Here is a 17,134-nt window from a genome sequence, read left to right as displayed (position 1 = left end):
CGACCGGCGCCATCCTGAATGCACCGACGCCGTATGGATGCGAATGCGCCCAGCTTGCAGTAACGTGCCCGGCATGCAGGCCGGACCGACCCCCGCGGACAACGTCGCGCACCACATCCGTGACGAGATCGCCAACGCACTGACCCATGGGCTCGGCGCGGCGGCCGCGCTCGGCGGCGGCGCGGTGCTCATCACGCTCGCCGCGATCTACGGCGATGGCTGGCAGCTGGCGGGCGCCATCGTGTTCGGCGTGGCCCTGCTGCTGCTGTACACCGCCTCGACCCTGTACCACGCGATCCAGCATCCGGTCGCCAAGGGCCGGCTCAAGGTCTTCGACCACTGCGCGATCTACCTGCTGATCGCCGGCACCTACACGCCGTTCACCCTGATCGGCCTGCGCGGCCCTTGGGGCTGGGGACTGTTCGCGGCGATCTGGACCCTGGCGGTAGCCGGGGTGATCTTCAAACTGTTCTACACCGGCCGCTTCCCGCGCCTGTCGACCGCGATCTACATCGCGATGGGCTGGCTGGTGATCGTCGCGCTGGAGCCGATGCTGGATTCGCTCGACGGCTGGACCCTGGGCTGGCTGTTCTCCGGCGGCATCTTCTACACGCTGGGCACGTTCTTCTACCACCGCGAGTCGATCCGCTACTCGCACGCGATCTGGCACCTGTTCGTGATCGGCGGCAGCGTGTGCCATTTCGTCGCGGTCAGCGCCCAGGTCCTGGCGCCGCGCCTGCACGGTTGAGCACGACTGAACGACGCGACGCGTCGTTCGCACGACCTCCACGCGGCCTGCCGATACTTGGCTGCATGTCGACGTCCACGCCCGACACCGAAGCCGCTCCTGCCCGTCGTCGCTGGCGCCCCGGACGCCGGACGCTCGAGATCGTCGCCCTGTGCGCGGCACTGCTGTTGCTGCTGATCGCGCTCTGGGACTGGAACTGGTTCAAGGGTCCGGCCGAGCGCGCCGTGAGTTCGGCCACCGGCCGCGCCTTCCACATCGACGGCGATCTGGACGTCGATCTCGGCAGGACGATCACCGTCAGCGCCGATGGCCTGCGTCTCGCAAATCCGGCCTGGTCGCAACAGGCCGAGATGGCGACGGTCGAACGCCTGGAAGTCGACGTCGCCGCCCTGCCGCTGCTCGCCTTCCGCCTGCACGTGCGCGACCTGCGCGCGCGCCGGGCCGACATCCGGCTCGAAACGGGCACGGACGGTGAGCCGGGCAACTGGACGTTCGAAGGATTCGGCACGACGCAGGAGCCCGACGATGGCCCACCGCGCTGGAGACTGGATCGCCTGTGGCTGGAGAACGGTCGCCTGCGCTTCGTCGACGCCCCGGAGAAGACCGACATCGACATCGCGCTGCAGAGCGTCGCCCCCGGGAAAGCCGAGGGGTCGCCGGTCGCGGTCGATGGCACCGGCCGGTGGCGCGGCGCTGCCTTCAAGCTCGACGGCCATGTCGCTTCGCCGCTGGATCTCGTCGATACGCAGACGCCTTACCGGATCGACCTGAAGGCCAGCGCCGGCGCCACGCGGGCGCGCGCGAGCGGCACCCTGACCCATCCGTTCCAGTTCCGCCAGTTCGATCTGCAGATGGCGCTCAGTGGCCAGGACCTCGAGGACCTCTACCCGCTGCTCGGCCTGGCGCTGCCGCCATCGCCGCCCTATGCGCTCGACGGCCGCCTCGGCCGCACCGGCGACCGCTGGCGCTACACCGGCTTCAACGGCCGGGTGGGCGACAGCGATCTGGCCGGCGACGTGCAGGTCGACGTGTCCGGCGACCGCCCCCACTTCAAGGCCGAGCTGACTTCGCGTCGCCTCGATTTCGACGACCTCGCAGGCTTCGTCGGCGCGCCGCCGAGGACCGGCGACGGCGAAACCGCCAATACCCGGCAGCAGGCGCAGGCGGCCGAACGCGCCGCCAGCCCGCGCCTGCTGCCAGACACGCCTTACGACCTGGACAAGCTGCGCGCGATGGACGCCGACGTGCGCTGGCGCGCGCAGCGGATCAACGCGCCTGGCTGGCCACTGGACGACATGGACGCGCACCTGCTGCTGGAAGACGGCCTGCTGCGCCTGGATCCGCTCAATTTCGGCGTTGCCGGCGGCGACATCCGCGCGACGATCAGGATGAACGCGCGCGACCAGCCGATCGCCACCTCGGCGCAGATCGCCCTGCGCGGGCTCGACCTGCCGAAGCTGTTCCCGACCGGCGAGCTGGCCCGCGATGCGGTCGGCCGGATCGGTGGCGACATCCGCATCGAAGGACGCGGCGACTCCATCGCCGCGATCTTCGGCAGTGCCGACGGCGATGTCGCGGTCGGCATGGGACCTGGCCGGATCAGCAACCTGATCATGGAGCTGGCCGGCCTGGATGTCGCCGAGTCGCTGCGCTTCCTGATCACCAAGGACCGGCAGGTGCCGATCCGCTGTGCGTTCGCCGACTTCTCGGTGCAGGACGGCCTGATGCAGACGCGCGCCCTCGCTTTCGACAGCACCGACACGATCATCGTCGGCGAAGGCACGGTGAGCCTGAAGGATGAAGAGCTGGACCTGCTGCTGCGGCCGCGGCCCAAGGACCGCAGCATCCTGTCGCTGCGTTCGCCGCTGCGCGTGGCCGGCACCTTCAAGGATCCGGCATTCCGGCCGGATTTCGCCGCGCTCGGCCTGCGCGGCGCGGTCGCACTCGCCCTGGGCAGCATCACCCCGCCCGCGGCACTGCTGGCCACCTTCGAAACCGGCCCGGGCAAGGACAGCGACTGCGGTGGCGCGTACGCACGCTGACCGGACCGCGGACCACGCCGACTGGCCCTTGGCCGAACATGATGCGCAGCCGCGATGGAACGCATCGCGCGACCCGTAGACCTCGCCTGTTTCGGCCGTGAGCGCAGGCACGGACACCCGCCTCGCCCCACTCCAGTGCAGACGGGTCGTCGGGCTGGCAGTCAGCCTGCGATGTAGCGCTGCAGCTGCTCGAGCTCGACCTGCTGCCCGGCGATCACCGCGCCGACCAGGTCGCCGATCGAGATCACGCCCACCACGCCCTGCGCATCGACCACCGGAAGATGGCGGATGCGGTGCCGGGTCATCAGCCGCATGCAGGCGTCCACCGATGCATCGGGATCCACCGTGATCACCTGCGCGGTCATGATCGCGCTGACCGGTGTATCGGACGAGGAGCGGCCCTGCAGGACGATCTTGCGCGCGTAGTCGCGCTCGGAGAGGATCCCGGCCAGGCGTCCGTCCTCGAGCACCAGCACCGCGCCGATGGAATGGATCGCCATGGTCCGGATCGCCTCGATCACCGGCGCTTCCGGCGCGATCGAGAAGACTTCAGCCGGCTTGTCGGCCAGCAGTTGACGTACCGTATGCATCGGTGCCTCCGTCTGCAGGATCCTGCGGGCAGGATACTCCCGCGGCCGCATGCCAGGTGTCGACGAGGTACAGCGGCCGCTGCTTGGCTTCCTCGTACAGGCGCCCCAGGTACTCGCCGATCATGCCCAGCGCGATCAGCTGCACGCCGCCCAGGAACAGGATCGCGACCATCATCGTCGGCCAGCCGGCGACGCGGTCGCCCCACAGCAGCGTCTTGCCGACGATGCCGACGCCGCCGACGAAGGCCACCATCGCGGTCAGCAGGCCGACGTAGGTCGCCAGCCGCAGCGGCGCGGTGGAGAAACCGGTGATGCCCTCGATCGCGAAGTTCCACAGGCGCCACAGGTTGAACTTGCTGTCGCCGGCCAGCCGGGGCGAGCGGCGATACGGCAGGGCGATGCGGCGGAAACCGACCCAGCCGAACAGGCCCTTCATGAACCGATGGCGCTCGCGCAGCTGCGAGAGCGCGGCCAGCGCACGCGCCGACAGCAGCCGGTAGTCGCCCGTGTCGGCGGGAATCGGCGTGCGCGACAGCTGGCCGATCACCCGGTAGAACAGCGACGCGGCGCTGCGGCGCACCCACGATTCGCCATCGCGGGCCACGCGGGTGCCATAGATGTCGTCATAGCCTTCGCGCCAGCGCGCGACGAACTCGGGGATCAGTTCCGGCGGGTCCTGGCCGTCGGCATCGAGCAGCATCGCCGCCCCCTGCTCGACCCGGTCCAGGCCCGCGGTCAGCGCCGCCTCCTTGCCGAAGTTGCGCGACAGCCGCAGCAGGGCGACGCGTGCGTCGCCCGCGGCGAGTTCCTGCAGGACCTGCCAGGTGCGGTCCTGGCTGCCGTCATCGACATACAGGATGCGCGCCTGCACGTCGCACCGGTCCAGCGCCTGCTGGATGCGCGGGTGCAGCAGCGGCAGGGCGTCGGCCTCGTTGCAGGCCGCCACCACCACCGTCAGCATCTCGTTCGCAGCGTTGCTCATGGCGCGATCCCGGACAGCCGGCTCGTAATCGACCAGCGTGGGGCATCGTCCACGGCGCGCACCGCATGCGGGCGCATCACTCGAGCTCACGCAGGTAGGATTCGCCGCCGATCTGCCGCATCTGCCGCTGGATCCACGCCGCGCGCCGCTGCACGTACGGCCCCGGCCGCGCCGCGCTGTAGCGCTTGGGCGATGGCAGCACCGCCGCCAGCCGCGCGGCCTCGCCGGCCGACAGCGCCGCGGCATCCTTGCGCCAGTAGCTGCGTGCGGCAGCCTGCGCCCCGTAGATGCCGTCGCCGAACTCGGCCACGTTCACGTAGACCTCGACGATGCGCTGCTTTGGCCACATCGCTTCGATCAGCACCGTGTACCAGGCCTCCAGTCCCTTGCGCAGCCAGCTGCGCCCCTGCCAGAGGAAGAGGTTCTTGGCCACCTGCTGGCTGATCGTGCTGCCGCCGCGGACGCGCTTGCCGCGCGCGTTGTGGTCGAGCGCCTTTTCGATCGCCTCCATGTCGAAGCCGGAATGTTCCGCGAACCGTTGGTCCTCGGCCGCGATCACCGCCAGTGGCATGTGCCGGGAGATCGCATCCAGGTCGCGCCAGTCGTAGGCGACGCGGAAGCGCCACTCGCCCTCGCCCCAGGCCTGCATCTGCCGGCCGATCATGAACGCCGACGTTGGCGGATCGATGAAACGCAGCGCCGCCACCTGCAGCACGGTGATCACCACAAAGGCCACCGGCGCCCACAGCACCAACCGCCAGATGCGGCGGCCACGCCGCCGTTCGCCCTTGATCGCGCCCATTCCGCCCCTATCTGTCGCTGCGATGCCGAATGATAATGGCCGCATCACCACGCGCGCACACTCCCTCCTCACGCTGCGCCCCCGCCGTCCCGTCTCGAGGTGCCACGTGTCCGCCGAACAAGACCACCTGATCCGCTTCCTGCTGCCGCACGCCGGCGTCCGCGGCGTCCATGTCCGCCTGCAGGACAGCTGGCATGCGCTGCTGGCCCATGCCGATTACCCCCCCGTCGCACGCCGCCTGCTGGGCGAGGCCTGCGCGGCCACCGCGATGCTGACCTCGCACGTCAAGGTCGAGGGACGCCTGTCGCTGCAGCTGCGCGCGGAGTCCGCGGTCCGACTGCTGTTTGCCGAATGCACCGCCGCCGGCCAGATCCGCGGCATCGTGCAGCTGGAGGATGGTGGCCACGACGCACCGGAAGCGCTGGATCAGCTCGCGTCCCCACTGCTGGCCATCACCATCGAGAATCCGGGCCTGGACCCGCGCGAACCGTTGCGTTACCAGAGCCTTGTCGAGCTGTCCTCGCCTTCGCTCAGCGGCGTCCTGGAGGATTACTTCCGCCAGTCCGAGCAGTTGCCCACGCGCCTGCTGCTGGCCGCGGACGGCGAGCGCGCCTGCGGCCTGATGCTGCAGAAGCTGCCCGGCGACGAAGGCGACCAAGACGGCTGGGATCGCGCCGGTGCCCTGTTCGCCACCCTCGGCCAGGACGAACTGCTCGCAGCCGACGGCCCGACCCTGCTGCACCGTCTGTTCCATGAGGAAGCGCCGGAACTGCTGGCCGGCACGGCGCTGGCGTTCGGTTGTTCCTGCTCACGCGAGCGTGTGTCGGCCATGCTGCAGTCGCTGGGCGAGGACGAAGCCCGCGCGGCAGCGGCGGAGACCGGCCAGGCCGAGATCCAGTGCGGCTTCTGCGGCCGCCGGTATCACTTCCCATTGACCGAGATCGGCGTACTGTTCCAGCAGCCGCCGGCGAACGCGCCGGCGCCTGACCGGCTGCAGTAGCCGGCCGCTGTTCCGGGGAGGGCGGCGCTTGTTAACTAAACGTAAATCGCCTAGGATCGAATTCCTGTCCGTCCGGGAACTCGTCTCGTCCTGCAAGGTCCGAGAAAGCACATGATCCTGCGCCGCCTGTCATTGCTCGCCACCGTCCTGACCGCGACCCTGTTCGCGGCGTCGGCCGTGCATGCGCAGGCACCAGCGCGGACCAGTGCGTCCAGCGGCAAGCAGACCGTGCTGCCCGTCTGGAACAAGGGCAGCGGCAAGGTCGAGGCCGTGCTGCTGCTCGAGCCCACCGGCCAGACCGGTCCGGCCGCCCGCTGGAACTTCGGCAGCAGTTCTCTGGATGCCGCGTTCGGGCTGGGGACCGGCGATTCGCTGGGCCTGCTCTGCAGCAGCACCAGTGGCGCCAGCATCAACAGCCTGGCCAGCAAGTGCCTGCTCGCCAGCCTCGGCAGCGATGAGCGCGATGCAGCCAACGGCCACCGCCTGAGCGCGACCGCCGGCATCAATCGCCCGGGTGGCCGGTTCGGCCTGGCGACCGGCGTCACCCGCGATACCCGGCTGCCGGCGTGGCTGGCGGCCGATGGCAGCTCGCCCCTGGCTGCCGGCAGGATCGAACAGAACGACCTGCAGGTCTTCGGCCAGAAGGAACTCGGTGCCGAGGGCTTCGTCTCGATCGCAGGCACCTACGCACGTGCCCGCCTCGTGCCCGTCGCCGAGGCGGCTCCCGGCCTTGCCGACCGCTGGGACAGCAAGAGCCTGTCCGTGGAAGGCGGCTATGGCGCTTTCAGCGCAAGCATCGTCGGCCGCGTGGTCGACGTGCAGGGCCAGCCCGGCAAATGGGAAGGGCTGGGCCTGGGCCTGACCTGGCGCACTCCGTGGAGCGGCCAGCTCACGGTCGGCGCCGAGAACGTCGTCACCCGCGGCAAGAACCCGTTCGCACCGACGAACGAGAGCACCGACGAAGGCACGATCCCGTACGTCCGGTACGAGCAGGGGCTTTGAGCCCCCAGTTGCTCGTGTGCTGCCCACGCCCCTGACTTGTCCGGTTCGCCCGGGCCGGTCGCTGCTGCGTGCCGTGCACACATTCTTCCCTGAATTTTAACGCCACTTTAATTTCCGGATGGCCCGAGCTACTATCGGGGCACCCTGTCTTCCTTGACTCTTTCTTGAGGAATGCGGGCAAAACCACGAGGGGACGCCGTATGGTCCCTCAGGATTTTCATTTCGGAGAGAGTTCGAATGGCATACAAGTCCCACAAGCTGCGTGAAGCGATCTCGCTTGCGCTGATTGCCAGTGCCGCGACGAGCGGTGTTGCGTTCGCGCAGGACAGTGAAGGCACGCAGACCCTGGATCGCGTCGAAGTCACCGGTTCGCGCCTGAAGCGCGCCGAGATCGAAGGCCCGAGCCCGGTAACCGTCATCTCCCGCCAGGACATCGAAGCAGCGGGTGAGATTTCCGTCGCCGATTTCCTGCGCAACACGGTCTACAACTCCTTCGGTTCCGATCGCGAGTCGTCGGGCTCGGCAACCGGCTCCGCTGCGACGATCAGCCTGCGCGGCCTGGGCGCCAACTACACGCTGGTCCTGCTGGACGGCCGTCGCATGACCAACTCGCCGACCCTCGACGGCGGCGCAGCCAACATCAACCTGATCCCGACCGCGGCGGTCGAGCGTATCGAGATCCTGCGTGAAGGCGCCGGCGCGGTGTACGGTTCGGACGCGATCGGCGGCGTGGTCAACGTCATCCTGCGCAAGAACTACGAAGGCCTCACCGTTACCGGCAGCTACGAAGATCCGAAGACCGGCCCGACCGGCCGGACCGCCAGCATTGCCGGCGGCATCAGCTCCGATCGCGGCAACGTGACGTTCGTGATCGATCATCAGGAACGCGACCTGATGTACAACCGCGCCATCAAGGACAAGATCGTTGGTGCGGGGCTGACGTGGGGCCTGAGCCCCTACAATGCCAGCGCCAACTTCCTTGGCTCGAACGGCCTTGAATCCGTCGCCAACTGCGACCGGTTCCAGAACAGTTACTACACTGAAGACGGCTTCTGCGGCTTCGATCATGGCGCCACCTCGGCCAACGAGGCCTCGCTGTCTCGCGACTCGCTGCTGGTGAACGGCAGCTACCAGCTGACCGACAACACCTCGTTCTTCTTCCGGGGCATCGTGTCCGACACCGAGAGCCTGGGCATCTACGCGTCCGCCCCGGTCGACAATGGTGGCCGTGGTCCGGGCTTTCTGCCGACCATCGCTGCGGACAACCCGTTCAACCCGTTCGGCGAAGCCGGTACGCTGTACTACCGCTTCACTCCGCTGGGTACGCGTGATGCAGTCCGCAAGGACACCTATCGCGATGTGTCGTTCGGCCTGCAGGGCAGCAACGACTGGTTCGGCGGCGCTGACTGGGAACTGGGCGTCGGCCACGGTCGCGTCGCGCAGAGCAGCGTGAACTACAACTACGGCATCGGCAGCACGCTGCAGCAGCTGATCGATTCCGGCCAGTACAACCCGTTCGACCCCACCCACCCCAGCGTGCTCGCGGCTGCGCCGAGGGTTGGCCATACCGTCTACGTCGAATCGGCGCAGCGCACCGTCAGCGCCGATGGCAACATCGCGTTCGACCTGTTCAACATGCCGGCAGGCGCCGTCAGCTTCGTGACCGGTTTCGAGTACCGGGACGACCGGCTGGAGCAGGTTTACGACGCACAGAGCGCGGCCGGCAACGTATTCGGCTCCGCGGGTGCAGGTGGCAACGGCGAGCGCGCCTACTACGCAGGCTATTTCGAAGCTCTGTTCCCGCTGCTGGACTCCCTGAGCCTGACCGCAGCCGGCCGCTACGACTCCTACAACGACGTCGGCAGCAAGTTCTCGCCGCGCGTCGCCCTGGAGTTCCGTCCGACCGATGAGCTGCTGGTTCGCGGTTCGTGGGGCAAGGGCTTCCGCGCGCCGACCCTGATGGACATGTATGGCGCGGCATCGAGCACCAACCTGAACAGTCCGCCGGTCCCGACCGCTGGCCTCGCCGGTGGCGACGCGCTGGCATGTGCGGCCCTGCAGGCTGTCCAGGCGACCCCCGGCAACGCGAGCTATCAGCCGTACCCGGTCAACCCGTGCACCACGAGCGGCCAGTACACCTGGAGCGTCGTCTCCAACCAGTTCCTGCGTCCTGAAGAGTCCAAGAACTGGGGTGTTGGCGTCGTCTGGAGTCCGACTTCCAGCATCTCGCTGGCGCTGGATTACTACGACATCGAGCTCGAAAACGTGATCTCGACCGTGCCGCGCGCGCTGGCTTTCCAGTACGGCGACCAGGGTGTTCCTGGTTACGGCGTGATCCGCGGCAATCCGATCACCGCACCCAATGGTGCCGTGCTGCCAGGCAGTCCCGACCTGATCCTGTTGCCGACCGACAACGGCGCGCTGCAGACCGCTCGTGGTATCGACTTCGAAGGCAGCTATTCGATCGACACCACCGCCGGCAACTTCGGCGCCCGCCTGACCTGGTCGCACCAGCTTGAGTACGACTTCACTCCGATCGCCTCGGGCCTGATCGAACGCGCGGGTACCGCGGGCTATCCGGAAGACCGCGGCCAGCTCTACCTGAGTTGGGGACTGAGTGACTGGAGCGCCGCGCTGATCGCCAATTACATCGGCGACAGCGGCGAAGCGGGTACCGACGAGAGCCTGCCGTCGTGGACCACCTTCGACGCGCAGCTCAGCTACAACGCCCCGTGGAACGGCAAGATCACTCTGGGCGTCCGCAACATCGGTGACAAGGATCCGCCGTTCAACGATTCGCTGAATGGCTTCCCGTACTACGACAACACGCTGTACAACATCTGGGGCCGCACGCCTTACATCCGGTACGAGCAGAATTTCTGATCACTCGGTGAATGATGGAAGACGGCCCGCCCAGTGCGGGCCGTCTTTTTTTGGGGGGGCATCGGGTAGATGCGTGGCGGAGAAGCGGCTATCAACTCTCGACCAGAGCCCGTCTCTGGCATGCTTGACAGACGGCATCGGCAGATGCTGATCATTGATGCTTCGTCGGCAGATCCAGCAATGACCCATTCGGACCAGATCCAGGCCACCGTGTTTCCGCTCTATGCGGTACCGATGATGCAGGCACACATGCCCGGCGCATCCACACTCAACGCGCAGCTCGCCGCACTTTTCCTTGGCATGGAAAGCCAGGGAGACCTGCACCGCGACGCGACCGCCCGGGATACGCAGTTCGGCATCTTCGAAAGCAATTTCTTCCTGCATGCCCGCCCGGAAGCTGCCATCCGCCACCTGTTCGGCTTCATCCAGGCCACGCTTCTGAACTTCATCCAGGGCATCAACCAGTACGATGAGCAGCAGATGGCGCGCTTCGCGCTGGACATGCACTCCTGGTTCCATGTCACGCGCACCGGGGGATTTCAGACCTCGCACAATCATCCCAATGCCAGCTGGTCGGCCATCTACTGCGTGGACCCAGGCGACCCAAGATCCTCCCAAGGTGGCGCCGTCCGTTTCCACGACCCACGCCAGGGACTGGGCATGTACCGGGATCCAGCCAACGAAAACATGCAGCATCCTTATCGCGAAGGAGCATGGCTTCTGAATCACAAGCCGGGGCAATTGATCGTGTTTCCTTCCTATCTGGTTCATGAGATCTATCCCTACGATGGAGAGCGCCCTCGCATCGTGGTCGCCTTGAATGCGTGGTGCAGGCCGGCCACGCAGTCTTCCGGGAACTGAGCCCATGGCTCCTGCCCATTCGTCTGACGCTTCCTCCCCGTGGAGTGGCCTCTGGCGCAGCGGCGTACTGCATTCGTGTGCGACCGGCCTCGATGGTAATTATGCTGGCGCGATCGCGGACTTCTGGCGCGCACAGTTCGCCACACTGGAACACGGTGACAGGGTGGTGGATATCGGCACCGGCAACGGCCCGCTGGCGCTGCTCTGCAAGGCGGAATGCGAGCGGAGGGGGATACATGCGGAAATCCACGGGGTCGACCTGGCCGACATTGATCCGCCCGCACGCATGACGTCACTTGAATCGCAGTATGACGGCATCACGTTTCACCCATCTACGCCTGCCGAGTGCCTTCCGTTCGCCGACGGAAGCGTCCATCTGCTGGTCTCCCAGTTCGGTTTCGAGTATGCAGAGCAGACCGCCGCCATCAGGGAAGCGTTCCGTGTCGCCGCCGTGCGAAGCAGGATCGCCCTGATGATGCACACCCGGGATTCGATCGTGGCCGAAACGAGCGAGCGGCAGCTGGAAAGCACGGACTATCTGCTACGCCAGACGCCGCTCTGGGAACTGGCGCTGGAAATGGCCAGGGTCATCGGCACCCGCACGAGCCCGATGCCGACGCCCGAACAGGAAGCCGTGCGTCGCCGGTTCAACGCCGCCGGAAGCGATCTGATCGAGCGTGCCAGCACCGCCAGCTCCAAGCGGATGTTCGAGACGGTGATCCGGGCGGTACGTACAGCCCTGATGCATGCGGAACGTGGCCACTGGCAGGAGGCGCAGGAGCAGCTGCTCGCGCGCAGGAAATCACTGGAAGACGAGGAACTCAGACTCCGGCAGATGACTCGGGCCGCGTTGTCGACAGCACAAATGGATGAACTCCGGGCCGTGCTCCGGGATGCCGGTTTCAGCACGGAGGCGTCGCCACTGTTCGAACGCCCGGATCGCTGCATGGGCTGGACGCTGGTCGCGCGCCGTGGGTGACGCGGCGGCCGCACACCTCGCGCACGTCCGCGGCGACCTGTCCGAGGCGGCAGGCCTTTACGAGCGTGCGATGCTGACCTCCCCCGACGATCCGGTACTTCATCGTGACTACGCGGCACTGCTGATGCAGCTCGGGCGCCACGCCGATGCGGTACCGGTGCTTCGACACGCGGTCTCGTTGAGCGGCGCGCCGGCGGACACTGCCCTGGCGCTGGCCGTGTGTCTGCGGGCGACGGGTAATCTTGTCGAGGCCGCCCACGCCGCAGGGCTGGCCATCACGCATCTACCGGATGAGGTGGCCCCCTGGCTTGTCAGAGGGACGTCCCTGCTCAGGATTCATGACCTGTCCCGAGCGGAGCACGCACTGAGGCAGTGTCTTTCGATCGACGACCGTTGTCTGGAGGCCTGGCATTATCTGGGCGAGGCCTGCCAGGCGCAGGGGCGCTGGCGTGAGGCCATCGACTGCTATCGGATGGTCGAGGCGAAACACCCGGGCGAGATCACCAACATCGGCCAGTGCGCGACCCAGCTTGGCGACCAGCCCTTGGCCCTTGCCTGTTTTGAACGCATGTGCGCCCTCCATCCGCGCAGGGTCGATGCACGCGTCAGGCTTGCCCACGCCCAGGCAGTGAGCTGCCTTTTGACGGATCAGGCAACAACACTGGAGCGGTTGCTGGTTCGCCTGCAGGAAGGCCCGCCAACCGAAGGGGATCTGCCGGATCCGTTCGCGCTTGCATCATCCGGACTCACGGAGCGCCACAAGCATCATCTCCTGCAACGCCACGCGGCGCTCATCGAGAGCGCCGTACCCGCCGTGCCCCCGCGCAGGCGCGAATCACGTAGCAGAATCCGCGTCGGCTATCTCTCCGCGGATTTCGGCGAACATGCAGTGGGTCAGCTGGTGAGGAGCCTGTTCCGCGCCCACGACCGTACGGCGTTCGAGGTTTATGGCTATGGGCTGCTCGATCACGCCGACGAGGTCGGCATGGAGATCAAGGCCGGCTTCGATGTCTTCGTCGACCTTTCGACGGCGAACGACCCGGAGGCGACCCGCATCATCGCCTCGGCGGACCTGGATGTTCTGGTCGATCTGGGCGGCTACACCGCGGGCGCGCGTCCCAAGGTGCTCGCAGGGAGGCCAGCCCCCCTCCAGCTCGGCTGGCTGGGCTTCATCCATGGCCAGAATGCCCCATGGCTGGACGGAATCCTGCTGGATCGGAATGCCTCCACCATGATCGACTGGCCGTACTCGGATCGGATCATCCAGCTGGATTGCCCACTGCTTCCCCTCGCCACCCCTTCGCAGCCCGTTCCTGACAGGAACAGATTCGGCTTCCCGGATGACGCCATTGTCTTCGCTAGCTTCAACAACGCCTACAAGATCGATCATCCCCTGCTCAGCGCCTGGGTATCGATCTTGGATGGTGTGGAGAACAGCGTTCTCGCGCTCCTTCTCGAGCCCCATGCGAGGGCCGGCTTTCTTCGTGCATGGGCCGAACACGGCGGAGACCCGGTGCGTCTCCACCTTCTTGACCGGCTCCCGTTCGATGCCCAACAGGATCGGGCCGCCAGCTGCGATCTTTTCCTTGACGCTTTCAGGTACAACGCGGGTGCAACTGCGGTTTCCGTGCTGTCGGCAGGCCTTCCTCTCCTCTCGGTGCAAGGGAGTACGCCTTTGTCCAGAATGAGCGCCAGCCTGAATCTGGATCTGGGCCTGTCCGAACTTGTCTGTTCCGATGCTGAAGATTATGTTCGCACTGCGGTGGCACTGGGCAACGCCCCTTCCAGCTTGAATGCCATCCGTCTCCGTCTGGATGCGCAGCGCCGTTCGTCCCGGTGTTTCGATATCAGGCGCACCGCGTCGACGCTGGAATCCGTTTTCCGAATCCTGGCCGTTTGAGATCCGCCATGTCCAATCGGGTTGCAGGCATCATCCAGCACGCGAAGGCCATCGCCAGGAGCGGTCCAGCAGCGATCGAGGCGGAAGAATCCAGGCTTCGAAGCCTCGCTCGCAGCGATGACGCCGCGCCGATACGGCATGCAGCGCTGCTGGCAACTACCGGGCGAGCGGACAAGGCCCTAGCACTGTTGGACGAATACCTTTCACAGGCCCAAGGCGACAGCAATGCGACGTTACTGCGCGCGATCGTACGCAGTGCAGTGGGCAGATTCACTGACGCGCTGGAAGACCTCGACCGCCTGATTGTCGATGACCCGGACGATGTGGACGTGCTCATCCAGCGAGCGGAGACGCTTTTTAGGGTCGACCGGCTCGCGGAGGCGCATACCGATTTTTCCCGCGTCATTCTGCTTGAACCGACGCATCATGATGCTCGGGCGAACGCAGCCCTCGTGAGCTCCCGCCAGGGGTTCCATCAGCAGGCACTCGAGCAGTATGTCGAGGCGGATCATCTATCTCCAGGCGCGGTCGAGGTCCGTAGGGGGATTGCGAACGCACTGCGCGCACTGGGCAGAACCGACGAAGCTCTACAGGTCTTCGAAGCACTGGTGGGGGCGGGCGCAACAGGCGCGGATGCATCGAACGACCACGCCCTTGCGCTGCTTGTCGCCGGAAGGCCCGCAGAGGCCCGCCTCAGGTACGCCGAGGCGTTGAGGCGGGCCCCCTCAGACCAGACTGCACTGGCGGGGCTGTACATGACGTCACACGCGCTGGGAGATCGTGCATCGGAATGTCACCTCATGGCCTATGACGAGCTGATGCATGTTTGTTCGGCCTCCGACATGCTGGAGCTCACCGCCCTGGCACAGGCCGCTCGCGATCATCCTGGCCTGATCTGGGAACCCGCGGGCCGCTCGACCGTGGGCGGGCAGCAATCGGCCATGCTGGAGTTCGACAGAAGCCCGGTGCTCGCTCCGCTTCAACAGGTGCTGGTGCAGGCCATTGGCGCGCACATGCGGCGCCTTGGCAGTCAGGCAATGCCCCCTCGAAACCATCCATGGCTCGCCACCCTTCCAAGGCGCTGGACGCTCCAGGCATGGATCACGGCCCTTCATGCCGGGGGCCACCAATCACCCCACATCCACCCGTCCGGATGGCTGAGCGGCGTGATCTATCTGGACCCGGGCCGGAGCGATGCACGCGACGGGGCGCTCGTTTTCGGATATCCCCCCGCCGAAACAGGCTTGGCGGGCGATGGCTGGAACACCCGCTGCATCACCCCCGAACCCGGTCTGCTTGTCCTGTTCCCGTCGTACTTCCTTCACCACACCACGCCATATCAGCATCGGGACACGCCCCGGATCAGCATTGCCTTCGATGTGATCCCCCTGCGCTGATCACTGCTGCCGCAACGCTTCGATCGGATCCAGCTGCGACGCCTTGCGTGCCGGGTAGTAGCCGAAGAAGAGGCCGGTGGCGACCGAGAAGCCCGCGGCCAGGGCGATCACCTTGCCGTTGAGCTGGATCGGCAGTTCGGTGTTGTACTGGCCGACCAGCAATGCACCGGCGATGCCGAACAGGATGCCGAGCAGGCCGCCCCCCAGCGACAGCAGCATCGCCTCGGCGAGGAACTGCCGGCGCACATCCGACGGGCCCGCACCCACCGCCAGACGCAGGCCGATCTCGCGGATCCGCTCGGTCACCGAGACCAGCATGATGTTCATGATGCCGATGCCGCCGACGATCAGCGAGATCGTCGCCACGGCACCGAGCAGCCAGGACATCTGCTGCGTGGTCTGGTTGCGGGTGGCGACGATCTGCGAAACGTTGCGGACCTGGAAGTCGTCGTTGGCGCCGGGATCGATGCGGTGCCGCTGGCGCAGCAGCGATTCGACCTCGCCCTGCACGTAGGTCAGGTCGCGGGCGTCGGCGACGGTCAGCGAGATGTCCATCACCGTCGAAGGCGGCAGTCCGATCGCGCCGAGCAGGCGCCGGCGCGCGGTATCCAGCGGCACCATCATGATGTCGTCCTGGTCGCGGCCGAAGCCGCTCATGCCCTTCGGCGCCAGTGTGCCGACCACGGTGAAATTGGTACGACCGATGCGCACGGTCTCGCCGATGCCGCTCTCGCCGCCGAACAGCTCGCGGCGCGTGGTCTCGCCCAGGATCACCACCTTGTCGCCGCTGTAGTGCTGCGGCTGGAACGCCTCGCCGGCGGCGATCTGCCAGCCGTTGATCTGGAGGAAGTCCGGCTGGATGCCCTGCCAGCTGCTGGACCAGTTGGTCTCCGCGTACACCACCTGGCTGCTGCCGCGCAGCGAGCCGGATACGTACTGCACCTCCGGGATCTCGTCGCGGATCGCGTCGACGTCGCCCTCGGTCAGGGTGAAGAAGCTGCCCGCGGCCTGGCGCACGCCGCCCATGCCGCGGCTCATGCTCGGGCCGATGTCGAGCTTCTGCGCGCCCAGGCCGGAGAGCTGGCGCTCGATCTCGGCCTGCGTGCCCTGCCCGACCGACACCATCACGATCACCGCGGCAATGCCGATGATCACGCCCAGCGAGGTCAGCGCACTGCGCATCCAGTTGCCGCGCAGGGCGAACATCGCCGTGCGCAGGATGTCCAGAAAACTCATCGGGCCAGCTCCTCGTGCGTGGCCTCGTGCAATTCGCCGTCACGCATCACGCAGATGCGGTCGGCATGCATGGCCACTTCGGCGTCATGGGTGATCAGGACCACGGTGTGGCCATCGGTGCGCAATTGCTTGAACAGGGCCAGGATCTCCTCGCCGGTGCGGCTGTCGAGCGCACCGGTCGGCTCGTCGGCCAGCAGCACCGGCGGGCGGTTGATCAGCGCGCGCGCGATCGCCACACGCTGCTGCTGGCCGCCGGACAGCTCGCTGGGCCGGTGGTCGACCCGCGCGCCCAGACCAACCGACTCCAGCGCCGCGCGCGCACGTTCCCGGCGCTGCTGCGGCGGCACGCCGGTGTAGCCCAGCGGCATCGCCACGTTGTCCAGCGCGCTCATCCGCGGCAGCAGGTTGAAGCCTTGGAACACGAAGCCGATGGTGTCGCGGCGCAGGACCGCCAGCGCCTCGGCATCGAGCGTGGCCACGTCGACGCCGTTGCACAGGTACTGCCCATGGCTGGGCGTATCCAGGCACCCGATCAGGTTCATCAGGGTCGACTTGCCCGACCCGGACGGCCCCATGATCGCGATGAACTCGCCGGCGGCGATGCTGAGATCCACGCCCTTCAGCGCCACGACCTCCGCTTCGGTGCCCGCCGAATAGATCTTGCCCAGGTCGATGGTGCGGATCACCGGCGTCACTGCGTCTGCCCCGGCCG

General features: G+C 66.9%; 14 protein-coding genes. 9 read left to right on the top strand and 5 right to left on the bottom strand.

Annotated elements, in window-relative coordinates; genetic code table 11:
- Positions 1 to 73: 73 nt before the first annotated feature.
- Both IB242_RS01835 and IB242_RS01830 read left to right on the top strand, forming a co-directional pair.
- Complete coding sequence (locus IB242_RS01835) at positions 74 to 748, top strand: hemolysin III family protein (RefSeq protein ID WP_192275492.1); 675 nt, start codon at positions 74 to 76, stop codon at positions 746 to 748.
- A gap of 65 nt (positions 749 to 813) precedes the next feature.
- Positions 814 to 2,790: an AsmA family protein gene (locus IB242_RS01830; protein WP_192275491.1), complete on the top strand. Its 1,977-nt coding sequence runs from the start codon at positions 814 to 816 to the stop codon at positions 2,788 to 2,790.
- 161 nt (positions 2,791 to 2,951) lie between these two features.
- On the opposite strand, the gene IB242_RS01825 is transcribed toward IB242_RS01830, so the two are convergent.
- The 3 genes from IB242_RS01825 to mtgA form a co-directional block, all read right to left on the bottom strand.
- Entirely contained in the window at positions 2,952 to 3,380 is a 429-nt protein-coding gene (locus IB242_RS01825; protein ID WP_192275490.1) for a CBS domain-containing protein, read from the bottom strand.
- Positions 3,340 to 4,362, bottom strand: coding sequence for a glycosyltransferase family 2 protein (locus tag IB242_RS01820; protein ID WP_192275489.1), 1,023 nt, complete (start codon positions 4,360 to 4,362; stop codon positions 3,340 to 3,342). The genes IB242_RS01825 and IB242_RS01820 overlap by 41 nt, the downstream gene beginning before the upstream one ends.
- Positions 4,363 to 4,438: 76 nt before the next feature.
- Positions 4,439 to 5,164, bottom strand: a complete 726-nt coding sequence (gene mtgA / locus IB242_RS01815; protein ID WP_192275488.1) for a monofunctional biosynthetic peptidoglycan transglycosylase — start codon at positions 5,162 to 5,164, stop codon at positions 4,439 to 4,441.
- A 106-nt stretch (positions 5,165 to 5,270) separates the two neighbouring features.
- On the opposite strand from mtgA, the gene IB242_RS01810 reads away from it, so the two are divergent.
- The 7 genes from IB242_RS01810 to IB242_RS01780 all read left to right on the top strand — a co-directional run bounded on the left by IB242_RS01810 (position 5,271) and on the right by IB242_RS01780 (position 15,186).
- On the top strand, positions 5,271 to 6,164 hold the full coding sequence (locus IB242_RS01810; RefSeq protein ID WP_343237067.1) for an Hsp33 family molecular chaperone HslO: 894 nt from the start codon (positions 5,271 to 5,273) through the stop codon (positions 6,162 to 6,164).
- Between the two features lie 111 nt (positions 6,165 to 6,275).
- Positions 6,276 to 7,166, top strand: a complete 891-nt coding sequence (locus tag IB242_RS01805) for a hypothetical protein (protein WP_192275486.1) — start codon at positions 6,276 to 6,278, stop codon at positions 7,164 to 7,166.
- A gap of 237 nt (positions 7,167 to 7,403) precedes the next feature.
- The gene (locus tag IB242_RS01800) at positions 7,404 to 10,049 is read left to right on the top strand and encodes a TonB-dependent receptor (RefSeq protein ID WP_192275485.1); all 2,646 of its coding nucleotides are present in this window, start codon (positions 7,404 to 7,406) and stop codon (positions 10,047 to 10,049) included.
- A gap of 144 nt (positions 10,050 to 10,193) precedes the next feature.
- Positions 10,194 to 10,910, top strand: coding sequence for a putative 2OG-Fe(II) oxygenase (locus tag IB242_RS01795; protein WP_192275484.1), 717 nt, complete (start codon positions 10,194 to 10,196; stop codon positions 10,908 to 10,910).
- Between the two features lie 4 nt (positions 10,911 to 10,914).
- Complete coding sequence (locus IB242_RS01790) at positions 10,915 to 11,889, top strand: class I SAM-dependent methyltransferase (RefSeq protein ID WP_192275483.1); 975 nt, start codon at positions 10,915 to 10,917, stop codon at positions 11,887 to 11,889.
- Positions 11,780 to 13,789 (top strand): tetratricopeptide repeat protein, encoded by a 2,010-nt coding sequence (locus IB242_RS01785; protein WP_343237066.1) that lies wholly within the window; start codon positions 11,780 to 11,782, stop codon positions 13,787 to 13,789. The genes IB242_RS01790 and IB242_RS01785 overlap by 110 nt, the downstream gene beginning before the upstream one ends.
- An 8-nt stretch (positions 13,790 to 13,797) precedes the next feature.
- On the top strand, positions 13,798 to 15,186 hold the full coding sequence (locus tag IB242_RS01780) for a putative 2OG-Fe(II) oxygenase (protein ID WP_192275481.1): 1,389 nt from the start codon (positions 13,798 to 13,800) through the stop codon (positions 15,184 to 15,186).
- On the opposite strand, the gene IB242_RS01775 is transcribed toward IB242_RS01780, so the two are convergent.
- Both IB242_RS01775 and IB242_RS01770 read right to left on the bottom strand, forming a co-directional pair.
- A complete protein-coding gene (locus tag IB242_RS01775; protein WP_192275480.1) occupies positions 15,187 to 16,422 on the bottom strand; it encodes an ABC transporter permease in 1,236 nt (411 codons plus the stop codon). It lies immediately after the preceding gene.
- On the bottom strand, positions 16,419 to 17,108 hold the full coding sequence (locus IB242_RS01770; protein WP_343237065.1) for an ABC transporter ATP-binding protein: 690 nt from the start codon (positions 17,106 to 17,108) through the stop codon (positions 16,419 to 16,421). Before IB242_RS01770 ends, IB242_RS01775 begins: the two co-directional genes overlap by 4 nt.
- Positions 17,109 to 17,134 lie beyond the last annotated feature (26 nt).

This window comes from Xanthomonas sp. XNM01 (assembly GCF_014851915.1).
Taxonomy (GTDB): Bacteria; Pseudomonadota; Gammaproteobacteria; order Xanthomonadales; family Xanthomonadaceae; genus Pseudoxanthomonas.
Note: the sequence above shows the minus strand (reverse complement) of the source record. Positions and strands in the feature narration are given on the sequence as shown.